Annotated in this window: 18 protein-coding genes and 2 pseudogenes; 11 read left to right on the top strand and 9 right to left on the bottom strand. The window is 64.2% G+C overall.

The window, feature by feature from the left end:
- The first annotated feature begins 140 nt into the window (after positions 1–140).
- Entirely contained in the window at positions 141–1,562 is a 1,422-nt protein-coding gene (locus WT26_RS11325) for a M20 family metallopeptidase (RefSeq protein WP_069272891.1), read from the top strand.
- A gap of 84 nt (positions 1,563–1,646) precedes the next feature.
- Here the strand turns inward: WT26_RS11325 and WT26_RS11320 are convergent.
- Positions 1,647–2,021 (bottom strand): annotated as a pseudogene (locus tag WT26_RS11320) (RNA-guided endonuclease InsQ/TnpB family protein); the annotation flags it as partial.
- 194 nt (positions 2,022–2,215) lie between these two features.
- Here WT26_RS11320 and WT26_RS11315 point away from each other — a divergent pair.
- Positions 2,216–3,502, top strand: coding sequence for an MFS transporter (locus WT26_RS11315; protein WP_069272890.1), 1,287 nt, complete (start codon positions 2,216–2,218; stop codon positions 3,500–3,502).
- Between the two features lie 77 nt (positions 3,503–3,579).
- On the opposite strand, the gene WT26_RS11310 is transcribed toward WT26_RS11315, so the two are convergent.
- Entirely contained in the window at positions 3,580–4,632 is a 1,053-nt protein-coding gene (locus tag WT26_RS11310; protein ID WP_059526297.1) for an NADP(H)-dependent aldo-keto reductase, read from the bottom strand.
- 123 nt (positions 4,633–4,755) lie between these two features.
- Complete coding sequence (locus WT26_RS11305; RefSeq protein WP_069272889.1) at positions 4,756–5,193, bottom strand: PaaI family thioesterase; 438 nt, start codon at positions 5,191–5,193, stop codon at positions 4,756–4,758.
- Between the two features lie 168 nt (positions 5,194–5,361).
- On the opposite strand from WT26_RS11305, the gene WT26_RS11300 reads away from it, so the two are divergent.
- On the top strand, positions 5,362–5,847 hold the full coding sequence (locus WT26_RS11300; RefSeq protein WP_069272888.1) for a winged helix-turn-helix transcriptional regulator: 486 nt from the start codon (positions 5,362–5,364) through the stop codon (positions 5,845–5,847).
- A gap of 31 nt (positions 5,848–5,878) precedes the next feature.
- Here WT26_RS11300 and WT26_RS37260 read toward each other — a convergent pair whose 3' ends face one another.
- Complete coding sequence (locus tag WT26_RS37260; RefSeq protein WP_155123098.1) at positions 5,879–6,052, bottom strand: hypothetical protein; 174 nt, start codon at positions 6,050–6,052, stop codon at positions 5,879–5,881.
- 64 nt (positions 6,053–6,116) lie between these two features.
- On the opposite strand from WT26_RS37260, the gene WT26_RS11295 reads away from it, so the two are divergent.
- A complete protein-coding gene (locus WT26_RS11295) occupies positions 6,117–6,740 on the top strand; it encodes a phospholipase D family protein (RefSeq protein WP_069272887.1) in 624 nt (207 codons plus the stop codon).
- Between the two features lie 106 nt (positions 6,741–6,846).
- Here the strand turns inward: WT26_RS11295 and WT26_RS11290 are convergent, their stop codons facing one another.
- Together WT26_RS11290 and WT26_RS11280 are read right to left on the bottom strand one after the other, a co-directional pair.
- The gene (locus tag WT26_RS11290) at positions 6,847–7,074 is read right to left on the bottom strand and encodes a hypothetical protein (protein WP_059895985.1); all 228 of its coding nucleotides are present in this window, start codon (positions 7,072–7,074) and stop codon (positions 6,847–6,849) included.
- Positions 7,075–7,358: 284 nt separating this feature from the next.
- Positions 7,359–7,832, bottom strand: coding sequence for a VOC family protein (locus WT26_RS11280; RefSeq protein ID WP_069273735.1), 474 nt, complete (start codon positions 7,830–7,832; stop codon positions 7,359–7,361).
- A 306-nt stretch (positions 7,833–8,138) separates the two neighbouring features.
- Here WT26_RS11280 and WT26_RS11275 point away from each other — a divergent pair, with 306 nt between their 5' ends.
- The 3 genes from WT26_RS11275 to WT26_RS11265 all read left to right on the top strand — a co-directional run bounded on the left by WT26_RS11275 (position 8,139) and on the right by WT26_RS11265 (position 10,278).
- The gene (locus tag WT26_RS11275; RefSeq protein WP_155774648.1) at positions 8,139–9,149 is read left to right on the top strand and encodes a lysozyme inhibitor LprI family protein; all 1,011 of its coding nucleotides are present in this window, start codon (positions 8,139–8,141) and stop codon (positions 9,147–9,149) included.
- Positions 9,150–9,298: 149 nt separating this feature from the next.
- Complete coding sequence (locus tag WT26_RS11270) at positions 9,299–9,586, top strand: DUF1330 domain-containing protein (protein WP_069272885.1); 288 nt, start codon at positions 9,299–9,301, stop codon at positions 9,584–9,586.
- A 419-nt stretch (positions 9,587–10,005) separates the two neighbouring features.
- A complete protein-coding gene (locus WT26_RS11265) occupies positions 10,006–10,278 on the top strand; it encodes a hypothetical protein (protein WP_059768079.1) in 273 nt (90 codons plus the stop codon).
- Positions 10,279–10,386: 108 nt separating this feature from the next.
- Here the strand turns inward: WT26_RS11265 and WT26_RS38410 are convergent.
- A pseudogene (locus WT26_RS38410) lies at positions 10,387–10,506 on the bottom strand (IS3 family transposase); the annotation flags it as partial.
- 91 nt (positions 10,507–10,597) lie between these two features.
- On the opposite strand from WT26_RS38410, the gene WT26_RS11260 reads away from it, so the two are divergent.
- Positions 10,598–11,704: an acyltransferase family protein gene (locus WT26_RS11260; protein ID WP_069270133.1), complete on the top strand. Its 1,107-nt coding sequence runs from the start codon at positions 10,598–10,600 to the stop codon at positions 11,702–11,704.
- On the opposite strand, the gene WT26_RS38880 is transcribed toward WT26_RS11260, so the two are convergent.
- The gene (locus WT26_RS38880; protein ID WP_069270132.1) at positions 11,667–12,275 is read right to left on the bottom strand and encodes a patatin-like phospholipase family protein; all 609 of its coding nucleotides are present in this window, start codon (positions 12,273–12,275) and stop codon (positions 11,667–11,669) included. The genes WT26_RS11260 and WT26_RS38880 overlap by 38 nt on opposite strands.
- Positions 12,276–13,049: 774 nt before the next feature.
- Between WT26_RS38880 and WT26_RS11250 the strand changes: the two genes are divergently transcribed.
- Entirely contained in the window at positions 13,050–14,159 is a 1,110-nt protein-coding gene (locus WT26_RS11250; protein WP_069270131.1) for an acyltransferase family protein, read from the top strand.
- Here WT26_RS11250 and WT26_RS11245 read toward each other — a convergent pair.
- Positions 14,123–14,950 carry a patatin-like phospholipase family protein gene (locus WT26_RS11245; protein ID WP_069270130.1) on the bottom strand — a complete coding sequence of 276 codons (828 nt, stop codon included), beginning with the start codon at positions 14,948–14,950 and terminating at the stop codon, positions 14,123–14,125. The genes WT26_RS11250 and WT26_RS11245 overlap by 37 nt on opposite strands.
- Here WT26_RS11245 and WT26_RS11240 point away from each other — a divergent pair.
- The gene (locus WT26_RS11240) at positions 14,949–15,311 is read left to right on the top strand and encodes a hypothetical protein (protein WP_069270129.1); all 363 of its coding nucleotides are present in this window, start codon (positions 14,949–14,951) and stop codon (positions 15,309–15,311) included. The two genes, WT26_RS11245 and WT26_RS11240, sit on opposite strands and share 2 nt — an antisense overlap.
- A 22-nt stretch (positions 15,312–15,333) precedes the next feature.
- Positions 15,334–15,636 (top strand): hypothetical protein, encoded by a 303-nt coding sequence (locus tag WT26_RS11235; RefSeq protein WP_069270128.1) that lies wholly within the window; start codon positions 15,334–15,336, stop codon positions 15,634–15,636.
- The last annotated feature ends 61 nt before the right edge of the window (positions 15,637–15,697 follow it).

The raw sequence follows: 15,697 nt of genomic DNA, 5'->3' as shown, positions 1-15,697 counted from the left end.
CGCGCTGCTTTGCCTTTTCGGCAAAGAAAGGTTCGAAATTCGATCATTGTGACAAAAAAAACGGCTTTCTAGAATCGATCGCACTTCACGCTGCACGCACGATCCGCCGCATGCAGCGCACCCGACAGAGGAGACACGACTTGAGCCGTACCGCCGCCATCCAGCACGCGCTGAACCAGTTCGAATCCGGTGCGTTCTTCGCGACCCTGAGCCGCCGCGTCGGCCTGCGCACCGAAAGCCAGGAGAGCGGCAACGATGCCGCGCTGCGCGCCTACCTGACCGACGAGATCGCACCCGAGGCCACGCGCCTCGGCTTCACGTCGCGGATCGTCGACAATCCCGTCGACGGCGGCGGCCCGTTCCTGCTCGCATCGCGCCACGAAGACGATGCACTGCCGACCGTGCTGATCTACGGCCACGGCGACGTCGTGCGCGGCTACGACGCGCAGTGGCGCGCACCGCTGTCGCCGTGGACGCTGACGGCCGACGGCGACCGCTGGTACGGCCGCGGCAGCGCCGACAACAAGGGCCAGCACACCATCAACCTGGCCGCGCTGGCGAGCGTGCTCGACGCACGCGGCGGCCGGATGGGCTTCAATGCGAAGCTGCTGATCGAAATGGGCGAGGAAACGGGTTCGCCGGGCCTCGACGCGCTGTGCCGCCAGGAGCGCGACGCGCTGGCGGCCGACGTGCTGATCGCGTCCGACGGCCCGCGTATCGCGGCCGCGCGCCCCACGGTGTTCCTCGGCTCGCGCGGCTCGGTCAATTTCAAGCTGAGCCTGCGCGCGCGCGACGGCGCACACCACTCCGGCAACTGGGGCGGGCTGCTGCGCAACCCGGCGATCGTGCTCGCGCATGCGCTCGCGAGCCTCGTCGACGCGCGCGGCGCGATTCGCGTCGCGGGGCTGCGTCCACCGCCGATCCCGGCCGCCGTGCGCGAGGCGCTCGCCGATCTCTACGTCGGCGGCGGCCCGGGCGATCCGGCGCTCGACGCCAACTGGGGCGAGCCCGGCCTCACCGCGCCCGAGCGCGTGTTCGGCTGGAACACGTTCGAGATCCTCGCGTTCAAGGCCGGCAACCCCGAGCACCCCGTCAACGCGATCCCGCCCGCCGCGTATGCGCACTGCCAGTTGCGCTTCGTCGTCGGCACCGACTGGCAAGCGCTGCATGCGCACCTGCGTACGCACCTCGACGCGCACGGCTTCGCCGACATCGAGATCGACGTCGAGCGCGGTGCACCGGCGACGCGCGTGCCACCGGACGATCCGTGGGTGCGCTGGGCCGTCGCGTCGCTGGCGCGGACCACCGGCAAGAAACCCGCGATCCTGCCGAATCTCGGCGGCACGCTGCCGAACGAAGTGTTTGCCGACACGCTCGGGCTGCCGACCCTGTGGGTACCGCATTCGTACCCGGCGTGCTCGCAGCACGCGCCCGACGAGCACCTGCTCGCGAGCATCGTCAGCGAGGGGCTGCAGATGATGGCCGGCCTCTTCTGGGATCTCGGCGACGACGCACCGCCCGTGCGCCGCAAGGCGCCCGACACCGCCTGCGCCGGCGCTTGACGCGCCGCCGCGGCGCAACCTTCCCGCATCGCCTGTCGTTCCCACCTTCAACGGACACGCTGACACGTTGACGTCCTCCTCCGCCTAAAGGTGAAGGATTCCCACACCTGGCGATGCACGTCCGCATCGGAGAATGTTCAACGCAGCGTTGGTATCTCGATCATGCTCGACACCACAGTCACTGCAGGTCCACTCTCTTACTCGCAGTCCCGCGATACCTTTCGGCCGCGTCGTGCTGTCTTTCGACCCGCACGACGAACAGGACTCGGTCGAACCGCTTTCGTTCACTTCCTCGAACGTGGCCCCGTGCGCCATCGCCTTGTAACGGAGCTTGTTTCGGAAGGACGACCAGGATGCGTCGTAGACGCTCTTCGCCATCCTGGTTCTGGCGAGTTTCGCGGCCGACACGTTACCGACCGCGATGTAATCGAATCGCCGCACCAGATCGAGCGCGTGCTTCCGCGTGTCGTTGCAGAAGTTCCACACGTAGTTCACCGCACGGCTCTGCTGGTTCAGGAGTCCGTTGAGCGACTTCACCCGGTATCGGTAGACAAGAATCATGTCGACCATCCTAACCGGTGGAAGAAGCGGCCTGTCAAGAGCGCTCCCTTCCTCCCCACCATCAATGACAGGGTTTCTCGGAGCAAAGTCTGATGAACACCACCACCCTCACCACGCCGGAAGCCGCTCATCCCGGCGCCGCGAAGATCCGGCGCATCATCTTCGCGGCGTCGATCGGCAACGCACTCGAATGGTTCGACCTGATCGTCTACGGCTTCTTCGCGGTGACGATCGCCAAGCTGTTCTTCCCCGCCACGAGCGAAGCGACCTCACTGATGCTCACGCTCGGCACCTTCGGCCTGTCCTACCTGATCCGGCCGATCGGCGGCTTCGTGCTCGGCGCGTACGCCGATCGCGCGGGCCGCAAGGCGTCGCTGCTGCTGTCGATCGCGATGATGATGGCCGGTACGCTGCTGATCGCGTCGATGCCGACCTACGCATCGATCGGCATACTCGCGCCGCTCGGGATCATGCTGTCGCGGCTGATGCAGGGCTTTTCCGCGGGCGGCGAATTCGCGAGCTCGACCGCGTTCCTCGTCGAGCACGCGCCGCAGCGGCGCGGTTTCATGTCGAGCTGGCAGTTCGCGAGCCAGGGCCTCGCGACGCTGCTCGCGTCGGGCTTCGGCGCGCTGCTGACGGCCACGCTGACAACCGCGCAACTCGAAAGCTGGGGCTGGCGCGTGCCGTTCCTGTTCGGGCTCGCGATCGGCCCGGTCGGGCTGTACATCCGCCGTTACGTCGACGAAGGCGTCGAGTTCAAGACGCAGGCGCGCTCGGAAGCGCCCGTGCGCGAACTGTTCGCGGACCAGAAGCTGCGGCTGCTGCTGTCGATCGGCGCGCTCGTGATCTCGACCGCGATCAACTACATGGTGCTGTACATGCCGACCTACGCGATCAAGCAGCTCGGCCTGCCCGCGTCGACGGGCTTCGCGGCGACGCTCGCGACCGGCTTCGTGCTCACGCTCGTCACGCCGGTCGTCGGCCATCTGTCCGATCGCACGGGGCGGATCCGCATGATGGCGGCCGCGGCCGTGCTGATGCTCGTCAGCGTGTGGCCGACGTTCGCGTGGCTCACGCGCCACGCGTCGTTCGCGACGATGCTCGCCGCACTGGTCTGGATCGGCGCGCTGAAGGCGATGTACTGCGGCGCGCTGCCGGCGCTGATGGCCGAGCTGTTCCCGTCGCAGACGCGCGCGACGGGGCTCGCCGTCAGCTACAACACGGGGGTCACGCTGTTCGGCGGCTTCGCGCCGTTCGTCATCACCTGGCTGATCAGCGCGACCGGCAACCGGCTGTCGCCGGCACTCTACCTGATGGGGTGTGCGGTGCTGAGCCTCGTCGCGCTGTTCGTCGCGCGCACCCGCCTCAAGATGCGATAACGGAAAAAACGACGGCGCGACGACGCGCCGCCGTTGCGGCCCGTTGCGGCATCGTCGCCGCGCGGGCCGCGCGCCGTTTACGGCGCCGGGTTCGGCTGCCGTTCGTGCAGCGCGTCGATCTCGGCGAGAATCTCGTCGGACAGCTTCACGTCGATGCTGCCGATGTTCTCCTTCAACTGCTCGAGCGACGTCGCACCGACCAGGTTGCTGCGCACGAATGGCCGGCTGTTGACGAACGCCAGCGCGAGCTGCGCGGGCGACAGCCCGTGACGCCGCGCGAGCGCGACATAGCGCGACGTCGCCTCGACGGCCTGCGGCTTGCTGTAACGCTGGAAGCGCTCGAACAGCGTGATGCGCGCGCCGGCCGGACGCGCGCCGTTCTCGTACTTGCCGGACAGCCAGCCGAACGCGAGCGGCGAATACGCGAGCAGGCCGACGCCGTCACGATGCGTGAACTCCGACAGCCCGTTCTCGAACGTGCGATTCACCAGGCTGTACGGATTCTGGATGCTCGCGATGCGCGGCAGCCCGAGCTTCTCGGCCGCGCGCAGGTACTGCGCGACGCCCCACGGCGTTTCGTTCGACACGCCGATCGCGCGTACCTTGCCGGCCTTCACGAATTCCGCGAGCACGCCGAGGGTTTCCTCGATCGGCACCGTGTAGGCGTCGTCGACCCACGGATAGGCGGGACGGCCGAACGTCGTCGTGCTGCGGTCGGGCCAGTGCAGCTGATAAAGATCGACGTAGTCGGTCTGCAGGCGCTTGAGGCTGCCGTCGAGCGCTTCGGTCAGGTTCTTGCGGTCGAACTGGTTGCCTTCGCCGCGAATATGGCGCGGATTGTGCGGCTGCCGCGCCGGTCCCGCGATTTTCGTCGCAAGCACGATGCGCTCGCGCTGCGCGCGATGCTGCGCGAGCCACGTGCCGATGTACTGCTCGGTACGCCCCTGCGTATCGGGCTTCGGCGGCACCGGATACATCTCCGCGGCATCGATCAGCGTCACGCCTTGCCCGATCGCGTAGTCGATCTGCTCGTGCGCGTCGCGCTCCGAATTCTGCTCGCCCCACGTCATCGTGCCGAGGCCGATCAGGCTGACCTCGATGCCCGAATCGCCAAGTGTGCGGTATTCCATGCTGTTCCTGTCGCGTCGGTGGAAAGCAGGAACGCTATCACATTGAAATGTTCGCTTCAGACGGGCCGCGCGGCGGCTTACATCCGGCCTGCGCGGCAGGTTTCGGTGACGGCTGCCGCGGCGTCATTGCGGCCGCTGGATGAAACAGGTCGCCGACGCATGCGCGACGATCTTGTCGTCCGGCGTCTTCAGCGTGCCCTCGGCAACGCCCAGCGAACGCGACAGGTGAATCACGCGCCCTTCCGCAACCAGCTCGACGTCGCGCGGCACGGGTCGCAGCATCTTCACATGCAGATCGACCGTACCGTAGCCGACGCCCGCGTCGAGCATCGAATGCACCGCGCACCCCGTGACCGAATCGAGCACCGTCGCCGCGAACCCGCCGTGCACGCCGCCGAGCGGATTCAGGTGCCTGCCGTCCGCCCGCGCCGAAAACTTCACATAACCGAGCTCGACGTCGAGCGGACGCATCGGGATCGTCTCGGAAATCGATGCGAGCGGCACGTCGCCCACTGCGGCGGCGCGCAATAACTCGATACCGGACATCGAAAGCGGATTCATCAGTTCGTCTCCTGATTGAAAGCGCGTTGCCGCGCGAGTAAGTTCCAAATTGGAACTGATTATTCATGGCGAGAACCCTGCTGTCAACGCTGGTCCGCCCGATCCTTCCGAGGGTCAGTTCTATAATCGAACCCGCCAATACGCTGAACCGACTGACGAGACTCGACGATGAAATGGGATGACATCGGCACGCTGAACTGTTCGCTCGCGCGCACGCTTGCCGTGCTCGGCGACCGCTGGACCATGCTGATCCTCCGCAACGCGTTCCTCGGCTGCCGCCGCTTCGACGCGTTCCAGGCCCAGCTCGGCCTCACCCGCCATGTGCTGGCGGAGCGGCTCGCGCGGCTCGTCGACGAAGGCGTGCTGGCCAAGCGCGCGTACCAGGAACGCCCGCCGCGTTTCGAATACCGGCTGACCGAGAAAGGCCGCGACCTGTACCCTGCGCTGCTCGCGCTGATGGCCTGGGGCGACCGCTGGAAGGACAACGGCACCGGGCCGCCGCTGCAACTGCGCCACCGCACCTGCGGCCATCTGATGCACGCGGTTACCGTATGTTCGGCGTGCGGTGAGCCGCTCGACGCGCGCGACGTTCAGCCCGAGGCCGGCCCCGGCTGGGTGGCGCCGTCGCACGAAACGGAAGCGTCCGGCGAATGATTCACCACGACGGCGGCGGCAAGCCCGTGCGTCACGCGCCGCTTGCACGGATGCAATCGGCTGCCGCCGCGCGCACGGTTGCACCGGCACGCGCCGCGCCGGCCTGCTTCGGCGCAAGCCGGTCGCGCTGAATCGCGACGCGCACCGACGCACCGGCACGCCCCTGCTCGCTACGATCGTACGCAATCCGCACGGACACAGACATGGCCGCGACCGCGCGTCTGCGTTACACTCACGGCCCGCTGTCTCGAAATTATTCGCTGTCCAAGATGTTGTCGCGCAATCGCCTCGCCGCCGTTTGCGTTGCCTCTTCCTTGCTCGTCACGCCGTACGCGGCATTCGGCAAGACGCAAAGCGAATCGCTGCTCCAGCAGGCGATCGACCTCGTGTCGCGCCTGTTGCCGGCCCCGACGCACGAGGCGCCGGCCACCCAGGTCGTCGAATCTGCGTTTTCGCCCGATGGCGGTGCCGAAGCGCTGGTGCTGAAAGCGATCGGCGCCGCGCGCAGTTCGATTCGCGTCGCCGCCTATTCGTTCACGTCGCCGCCCGTCACGCGCGCCCTGCTCGCCGCCAAGCGACGCGGCGTGAATGTCGCGGTGGTGGTCGACGACAAGGGCAATCGCGCAAAGAGCAGCAAGCAGGCGTTGAACCTGCTCGTCAACGCAGGCATCCCCACACGCACGATCGACGCCTATGCGATCCATCACGACAAGTACCTCGTGATCGACGCCGAGCACGTCGAAACGGGCTCGTTCAACTACAGCGCGTCGGCGGCCAGCCGCAATTCCGAGAACGTCGTCGTGGTGTGGAACAACCCGCAGCTCGCGTCGCGTTATCTCACGCACTGGCAAAGCCGTTTCGACCAGGGCACGCCGTACCGCTCCGCATACTGACTGCGCCGCCGCGCGAGTCGCCGCGCACGACGTGGATCGATGATCGGCGACCGGCGAACGTTGCTCAACTCTGCCGAACGGCCAACGATTCGCTGCGCCGATGCGCTCAATGGATCCCGCCTGACCGCCCGGCAACGACGTTGATCCGCGCCTCCAGCGCGCAGTTGCGCTTGCGCGCGTGCGCGTCGCTGGCCGCAGGCGCGACCGCGGCGGCGACGCTCATCGACGATGCGCCGCGAAGGCACGCCTCGTCGGCCGCGAGGTAGTTCTGGACCATCGGATAGATGATGTAGAGCGCAAAAGCGAGATACCCAGCGTACAGGAGACGGACCATGTTGCGTTGTCTTGAACAATAGCTTCGCTTTGTTTACGGCATCGCAATGAACGACTTTAGGCGGACTGCGACGCGTACACGCGCGATGGACGGCGCACGGGGCGGCACACATCCGCCCTCGCTCGACCACGACGAACCGTCGCCGCTCGAAGACTTCCCCGCATGCCCGATCGCGAGATCGCCGCGCGGCATCTCGCAACCACCGACGATCTCACGCAGTTGATCAACCGCCGTGGCTTCGAGACCCTCGCCCGACACGTGCATGCCCGGCTGGCCGGAACCGCTCAGCCTCCGCAGCCGGGGGCGCTGGCCATTGCGTCGCGGATCTGCGCCGGCGTCAGGTCGCGCTGGTGCGTCGCGAGCGACCAGCGATGTCCGAACGGATCCTCGACCTGTCCGTAGCGATCGCCCCAGAACATGTCTGCGGCAGGAATCGTCACCGTCGCGCCGGCCGCGACCGCCTTCGCGATCGCCGCATCGACGTCCGGCACGAACAGATGCAGACAGACGGCCGTTCCTTTCAATGCCTTCGGTCCGAGCGCGCCGTGCTCGGGCATTTCGTCGACGAGCATCAGCGACGAATCGCCGATGGTCAGGCAGGCGTGCATCAGCTTGCCGTTCGGGGCAGGCAGACGCACCCGCTCGACCGCGTTGAACGCCTGCCGGTAGAACTCGATCGCATCGGCGGCGCCGGCGCAGATCAGGTGCGGCGTCAGCGTACGCATCCCTTCCGGGATCGGTTTGACGGACGTGGACATGAGCGGGCTCCTTGAGTCGGTGGTCGGATCGGAAAACGGAATGCGGCGCGCGATGCGCACGCCTGCGACCATACGACGGGCGAGCAAACGCGAAATCGACAGACCGGGCTGAAATTTTTTTCGGCGCAGTGGCGCTGCGACCTGCCGACGGTTTCGCCGGCCCGCGCCGGCCCGGTCGGCGCTATATTTCCGGCTGGCGTCGAGCGCGCGCGAAGCGCATGCTTCATCGCCTCGCTGCGTCCGGAGAGAGACGGACGGGGTCACAAGGCCTGACGCATCACCACAACCGACAAAATGACGACCGACATGATTTCGATTCCCCTGCCCCGAGCCGGACGCCTCGCTGCTTCACTGTGCGTCGCCGCCTTGTCGTGGCTGCCCGTCCACGCCGTCGCGGCCAGTTTCGATTGCCGCGCGGCGCGCACCGACGTCGAGCGCGCCATCTGCGGCGACGCGGAATTGTCCCGGCTCGATGAACAGCTCGACGATACTTATCGCGTTGCGCTCAGCCTGACCGAAGGCGAAACGCGAAACGGCGTGCGCACGACGCAGCGTGCGTGGCTGAAATCGCTGCAGCCGACCAACGCGCGCATCGACGTGCGCGTACTGAAAGACGCGTATCGACGGCGGATCGACGAACTGCAGGACTTGCCGGACTTCCCCGACGCCGTGAAAAACGGGGGCGGCAGCCGATTCCGGCTCGACGATGTCTCCACGCAGTTCGACTTCAATGTGCGGATGTACGCCGATTGCCCGACGCCGAAGGGCAAGGACAGCGAGACCTGCAATGCGCCCGGCCAAATATCCGTCTACCGGAAAGGCGCGGCAAAGCCGCTGCAGACGATCGACATGCCGATGATCTTCGCGACGCTGATGGCATCCGGCAAGCCGCTCGCCAATTCCGCCCGGCTTTACGACTATCAGGGCGTTATCAATGTCGGCGACTTCAACTTCGACGGTCACGACGATTTCGGCGTCCAGACCGGCCACGAGGGCAGCTATGGCGGGCCGAGCTACGACGTCTACGTGTTCGATCCGAACGGCGGCAAGTTCATCCTCAATGACGCGATGAGTGAGCTGACACGGTCCTCGCTCGGTTTCTTCGACGTCGACACCAAAAACAAGCGACTCCGGACGCTCGGCAAGAGCGGATGCTGCTATCACGTAACGACCGTCTATCGCGTCGAGCGGAATCGGCCGGTCGCGGTGGAACGGCATATCGAGGATGGCATGCGCGGCGACGGCAGGATGGCGATCATCGACGAGCGCCTGGTCAACGGCAAGTGGCAGCGGAAGGTGCGCTATCTGTCGCAATAAGGACTGGTCGTGCCGGGTGCGAGCGGCAACTGCGGCTGCGGTGTACGATCGATGCCGCGATCGCGTCGCGAGTCGCGCAACATCACGTCAGGCAGCCCGATGGCCCCGCGGTCGTCGGGTCGTTTCCGAACCGCATGAGGAGTGTCATCTTGGCGACCTATATCGTCTTCACCCTTGAAAGCACGCAGGACCAGCAAGAACTCGACGTCTACAAGAGCAAGGTCGGCGCGACGCTCGCCGGGCATCCGGTCAAGGTGCTCGCTGCGTACGGCGATCAGGAGACGCTCGAGGGCGAAGGCCCGGAAGGCGTCGTGATCGTCGAGTTTCCGTCGAAGGCGGCGGCGCACGCATGGTATGACAGCCCCGAATACCAGGCTGTCGCCCAGCATCGCTTCAAGGGTGGGCGCTATCGCGCGGTGCTGGTCGAGGGCGCGTGAACGAAGCGGCTGCCGAAAAACCGCCCGGCTTCGCAATCGCGCGAAAAAAATCCCCACGGGCCTTGAAACCGTGGGGATGTGAAAAACCGTTGAGAGACACGGTGCCTGACCGAGGGTCTTGAAGCATTCGGGTAAGGTCAGACGTCTCGAAGTTTACTGGTCCGGGGATTGCGGCCGGATGCACATTTTCGCTTGCGTTGAACCATCACAGTTCGCATGGCCGGGATCCTGGCTGGTTGCGGCCGCAGAGTGAAATAGGTCCCCGTGGCGTCTGAGTCCACGGGGACGTCAACAACCCACGGAGAGATGCGGCCGCGGCGCGTCACGACGTTCATCCTGCTGATACTCCAAGAGGCTAAGCTCCGCTATGCGAGAATTGAAGCCTCTGGCCACTCCACCCCACACACGGCAGGTTTCGCATGACCACGCACATCACGATCGAATTCACCGAACTGGCCGCGCAAGCGGTCGGCGATCAAACCGGCACCAGCTTTTCGTACGACCAGGGTGCACATCTCCCGCAACCGGGCGACTTCGTCGAGCTCGAGAATTTGCAACAGACGTTTCTCGTCATCGGCCGGGTGTTTTCGCTCAAGGCCAACACGAGCGCCGTCAAACTCGTTCTCGACCTGCCTCCCCCGGATGATCAGCAGGGGGGCGATCCGGAGTCGTGGGGGAAGTCGGGCGAGTGACGTCGGTGTTCGGATTGGCGATGCGTGACGCTCGGTCGTGATGGCTGGATGACCGTCGTCTTGATCGAATTCGACTTCGCTTGATGATCCGCCAGGGACGCATCGATACCCGTAGTGCACTCGCGTGGCGGTGATCTCCTTGATACGCACGAGCAGAGCCGACGAATTGCGCGCGACCGACTGATACCGATACAGCGAACGAGACATGCCAAACAACGCGCAGGCCTTCGTCAGACTCGTTCGATAGCGATCACGGATCGGTGTACAAAAAAACGCTGCCGAAGGGAAAAATAGAAGGCCGCACCGAGTCGGGGGATACATGCAAAAAACCGTAAAAGCCTTGGATGGTCTGCGCGGAGCGGCCACGCTTCTGGTCGTCTTTTACCACGTCGATTTGGATTTTCACCGCCTGACCTATGCCCGCAGCGGCTACCTCGCGGTCGACCTGTTTTTCGTTTTGAGTGGATTCGTGATCTGCGGCGCATACGGTGCCAAAATGGCCGACGGGCCGAGCCTAATGGCATTCATGGTGCGGCGATTCGGAAGATTGTGGCCGACCCACGTGGTGACCTCGATCCTCTACTACTGCGTAGCGAACGCAGTCTTCGGCATCGCCGCCCTGTTTGTGACTGGGCGATTCGCGATCAAGGTGATTCCGACTCCCCTCGAGATCGTTGCACAACTCACGATGTCGCAAGGGCTGAACCTGTTCAATCACGTTATTGGAACGGGGGTCAACTGGAGCACTGGCGACGAGTTCTACGTCTACATTCTGTTCGGCGCGCTATGCCTGTTCGCGCGCGGCAAGCTCCGCCTGGCGGCGTTCGGCGCGATGGCGTTCATCGGGTATGTGGTAACGGTATGGGTGTCGTATGTGTCGCACCCCTGCGCGGCCGGCTACCGCTGCATGGACCTAAGCTACGACTACGGCTGGGCCAGGTGTCTCGCCGGATTCTTCATCGGCGCCCTGCTTGCGGAATTCCGTGATTCAGCGCCGGTTCGCGCGCTGCGCACCGGCCCGATGCAATGCGCCGCTCTCGCCGTGTCGGCTTTGATCGTCGCCTTCGCATTCCAGCTGCCGGGGCTGGCGCTCGCCGCGCCGATCGCGTTCGCGGTCCTGGTCAGCTCGCTGTCCGGCGATTCAGGGCTGGTCTCTGCCCTGCTCAACACGTCCCCGTTCCAGTACCTCGGCCGCGTCTCCTACTCCCTCTACCTGAGCTATGGCGTTTTCGGGGATTTCATCCGTGTGGGCGGCGCCTTTCGTTCGCCACTCGATCAAGGGCTGGTGCTCGCGGCATTTTTCTACTTCTCGTTCGCGCTCGCACACACGCTTTACAACCGCGTCGAGGCACCGTGCCGCGCGCGCTTTCACGCGTGGGCGGACAGGATCAGCGGGAATCCGTCGCGCACGGTGTCGGCCGGCTAGCCGCCCTCAACTGAGACCCATCGTCGTACAGGCGCTGGCACATCGCGACCGACATGTGTCGGTCGAACGAGCTCGCGTAGCCGGTCGGCACGTGGACGATCGTCGTGCCGTTCAGGCTATCGAGCGCGACGTGCGTCGCCTCGCACGCGGCGAGCATCAGGTCGATGATCCGCGGTGCGAGCCCGTACGACCCGGGCGGCAGCGGCGCATCGTCCGACACTAGGTAGATACCGACACGCGGCACATCGTCGACCGTCAGGTCGCTGACCGGCATGTTGTCGCACGTGCCGCCATCAACCATCAGGCCCCCGGCCACCGCGACGGGCGCGAATGCGATCGGAATTGACACGCTCGTGCGCGCTGCCAGCGCGATCGGCACATCCGGCGTCGCCGCCTTCGAGAACTGGAACTCGCGCTCGGTAAGCAGGTTCGCCGCGATCACCTTCAGGTCGACGTCGAGCTGCGCGAACGTCTTGCCGTTCGTCGTGCCGAGCAGGTACTGCAGCAGCGCGTCGCCGGTGCAGAGCGCCTGGTGCCGAATGAGCGCCCACGGCGAGATCCGCGGCGACAAAGATCGGCTCTACGTGTTCACGAACCGCTTCGGCACGCACTACACGCGCGACGGGTTCAAGGCGTTCCGGGGGAAGCTGATGGACGAGGCGTCGAGCGTCGCTTCACGTTCCATGACCTGCGCGCATACTACGCGACGCAGTTCAAGAATGAACGCGGTACCCTTCCCGATCTCCATGCCAATCCGGCCACCATGGCGCGGGTCTACGATCGCACGAAGATCGTGAAGCGACGCGGCATGTAATTCCCAATTTGGGAATTCCAAAGCAAAAACGGCACTGGATAAAATCTCGTGCCGTTCTCCAACTACCTGATCCCGCTGGAAATTCTGTGGGGTGGCTGATGGGACTCGAACCCACGACGACAGGAATCACAATCTTAGTAGTCGATCCTTGTCTGGTAAGGCTTCCGGACTATGGTGTGGAATATTTCACCTGAAGCAGCCGTTGATTTTTCATCGTTTTTAACAGCACGTTCCACGAAAATTTGATGGCCTGGCCGCGCCGACCAGACGCGTCGTCATGATAGTAGTGTCGGAGCACGTGCGAACGAAGCAATCGGACTCCATCTTCGTAGGCATGCACGCAAGTCATGGATAAGGTTTGTGGTGGATCGATCAGCGCGACCGACTGGGTGATGGAAGCAAATCGATATCGTCGCCACGCCGCGCGAGGCCAATGTAATGGCTTTCCCTATGATTCTTTGAGCCCGGAGCGCTTTACCCCTATAACTCAGGCCACGTATCCAGAAAAATCAAAATGGACGGGGAGCGACAATGAGAACGACCAATCTCAGCCTTGAAGGGCTGCGCGGCGCAGCCGCCGTATTCGTTGTTTTATTCCACATGCACTTCAGCCTGCCTGGGCTCGACATGACCCGTAACGGCTATCTGGCCGTCGACTTGTTTTTCGTTCTGAGCGGGTTCGTGATCTCGAGCGCATACAGCGCGCGCATCGATAGCCCGAACCAGTTGACGAGCTTCATTGTCAGGCGATTCGGCCGCCTATGGCCTACGCATATGACTGCGAGCGTGCTGTGCTACTTGGTTCCTAGTGCAATTTATGCGGCGCTTACGAGGATGCATGCGGATATCCCGCAACCGACACTCCCTACGGTCGGCGAAGTGCTCGGGATAGTTTTCATGACGCAGGGTCTGCATCTATACGACCACGACATCGGCACGGCCGTAAGTTGGAGTAGCAGCGACGAGTTTTACGTTTACCTGATGTTCGGAGTCTTTTGTCTCGCTCTGCGGAACCGCCAGCGAATCGCAGCTTTCATCGCCCTCGCCTTGACGGGATATGCGATCGCGATCTGGTCATCGCTGAACTCGCAGCTCTGCACCGAGCATCGCCTTTGCCTTGATCTGACGTTCGATTACGGCTGGGCACGCTGCCTAGCTGGATTCTTCATCGGGGCACTCATCGCGGAATATCGTGACCATCGCTGTGTTGTCGCCGCGGCGCGCACGTCGGTTCAAACCATCGCGCTCGTTGCCACGGTGCTAATCGTCCTATTCGCGGATCTCATGCGCGGATCGGCGTTTCTGGCACCCATCGTGTTCTGTGTGTTGATCGCATCCCTAGCTCGAGATACCGGTCCTGTCGCTCGGCTATTTCAGACGCGCTTCGCGCAATATCTCGGTGCCCTCTCCTATTCTCTATACCTCGGCCACGCAATTTTTCTGAAACTCCTCGGCGCAGCGGCCAACATTCTAACCAGTCCATCCGCACACCTTGTCGAAGGGATACTGTTCGTGATGGCCTCGTTCGCCCTCGCGTACCGGATGAACCAGATAGTCGAGATCCCGTTCCGGAGGAAATTCAACGCATGGTCGGCAGCTGCATTTCAGGCGCCCGCGCCGAACGGAACTGCAGCAGATTGATAAGAAAGCTCGACCATCAATGGCAGAGTCGCCGCCGTTGCTGCGTATCCATCGTCGTAGAGGCGCTGGCACGCAGCAATCGCCATGTGCCGATCGAACGAACTCGCATAGCCAACCGGCACGTGGATGATCGTCGCGCCGTTTCGGCTGTCGAGCGCGACATGCGTCGCTTCGCACGCAGCGAGCATCAGGTCGATGATCCGCGGCGCGAGTGTCGCGAGCCCGTATGAGCCGGGCGGCAGCGGCGCGTCGTCGGACACCAAGTAGATGCCTACGCGCGGCACGTCGTCGACCGTCAGGTCGCTGACCGGCATGTTGTCGCATGTGCCACCATCAACCATCAGGCCGCCGGCCATCGCGACGGTCGCGAATGCGATCGGAATTGACACGCTCGTGCGCGCTGCCAGCGCGATCGGCACATCCGGCGTCGCCGCCTTCGAGAACTGGAACTCGCGCTCGGTAAGCAGGTTCGCCGCGATCACCTTCAGGTCGACGTCGAGCTGCGCGAACGTCTTGCCGTTTGTCGTGCCGAGCAGGTACTGCAGCAGCGCGACGCCGGTGCAGAGCGCCTGGTGGCGGATGAGCGCCCACGGCGAGAAGCTCATCATCCGCGACCAGTCCATCTCCATCAGCAACTGGCGCATCACGTCGAGCGGCATGCCGCTGGCGAACAGGCTTGCGATGATCGATCCGCCGGACGTGCCGGCCAGTTCCACGATGGTGTAGCCGGCGTCGGCGATCGCCTGCAGCGCGCCCAAGTGCGCGCCAAGGCGGAAGCCGTTCGTCGGCATGATGCAGAACAAGGCCGAGAAGGACGTTCGCGCAATCGAGCGGCACCAGGTGTTGCGCTTCTACGTCTGGTCACTGCGGCAGGATCAGGCGTATCGCACGATGGGCGTCGCCGCGATGTTCTGCTACCTCACCGGCTTCCGCGCTGCCGAGGTTCGTCCGTACCATATGGGCGGCTTGACCGACGAAGGTGTGAAGGTGATCGTCGCGAAGCGGAAGAAAGGCGAGGCGCAGACGGTGAAGCTGCGCCACTGGTCGCCGCGGTTGCGCGCCGTCGTCGAGCGGGCAAAGCGCGATCGCCAGACGAACAGCTTGTTCCTGTTTCCGAACCGGAAAGGCCAGATGTACTCGAAGAGCGGCTGAGCGTCAGTGTGGGCAGGACGCGATGTACGCGTTCATCGGCGCACGCGACCCGGAGATTGCGAGGGAGCAGGAGGTGAAGAAGATGCGCGAGGCCGCGCAGCGCATCGCGAACCGTATCAACCGGCCAGTCAAGGGCGGAATGGAAACGATGTTGACGAAGCATCCCGATTACTTTTCGCTGCAGGACATTCGCCCGGCTGCCATCACGACGAAGCTCACGAATCGCGATGCCGATGCATACGATTTCGCGGCGCACGCGAACCCGAGCACGACGCATCGACACTACGACAGACGGAAGGTAAAGGCAGCTAACGCGACGGAGTGAATTCCGAAATCCGGTTTTCCGTTCCGAAATTCATATCGTGGAAAGCAAAACAGGCGCCTAA

The sequence above is a fragment of the Burkholderia cepacia genome, from assembly GCF_001718835.1.
Classification (GTDB): domain Bacteria; phylum Pseudomonadota; class Gammaproteobacteria; order Burkholderiales; family Burkholderiaceae; genus Burkholderia; species Burkholderia cepacia_F.
Note: the sequence above shows the minus strand (reverse complement) of the source record. Positions and strands in the feature narration are given on the sequence as shown.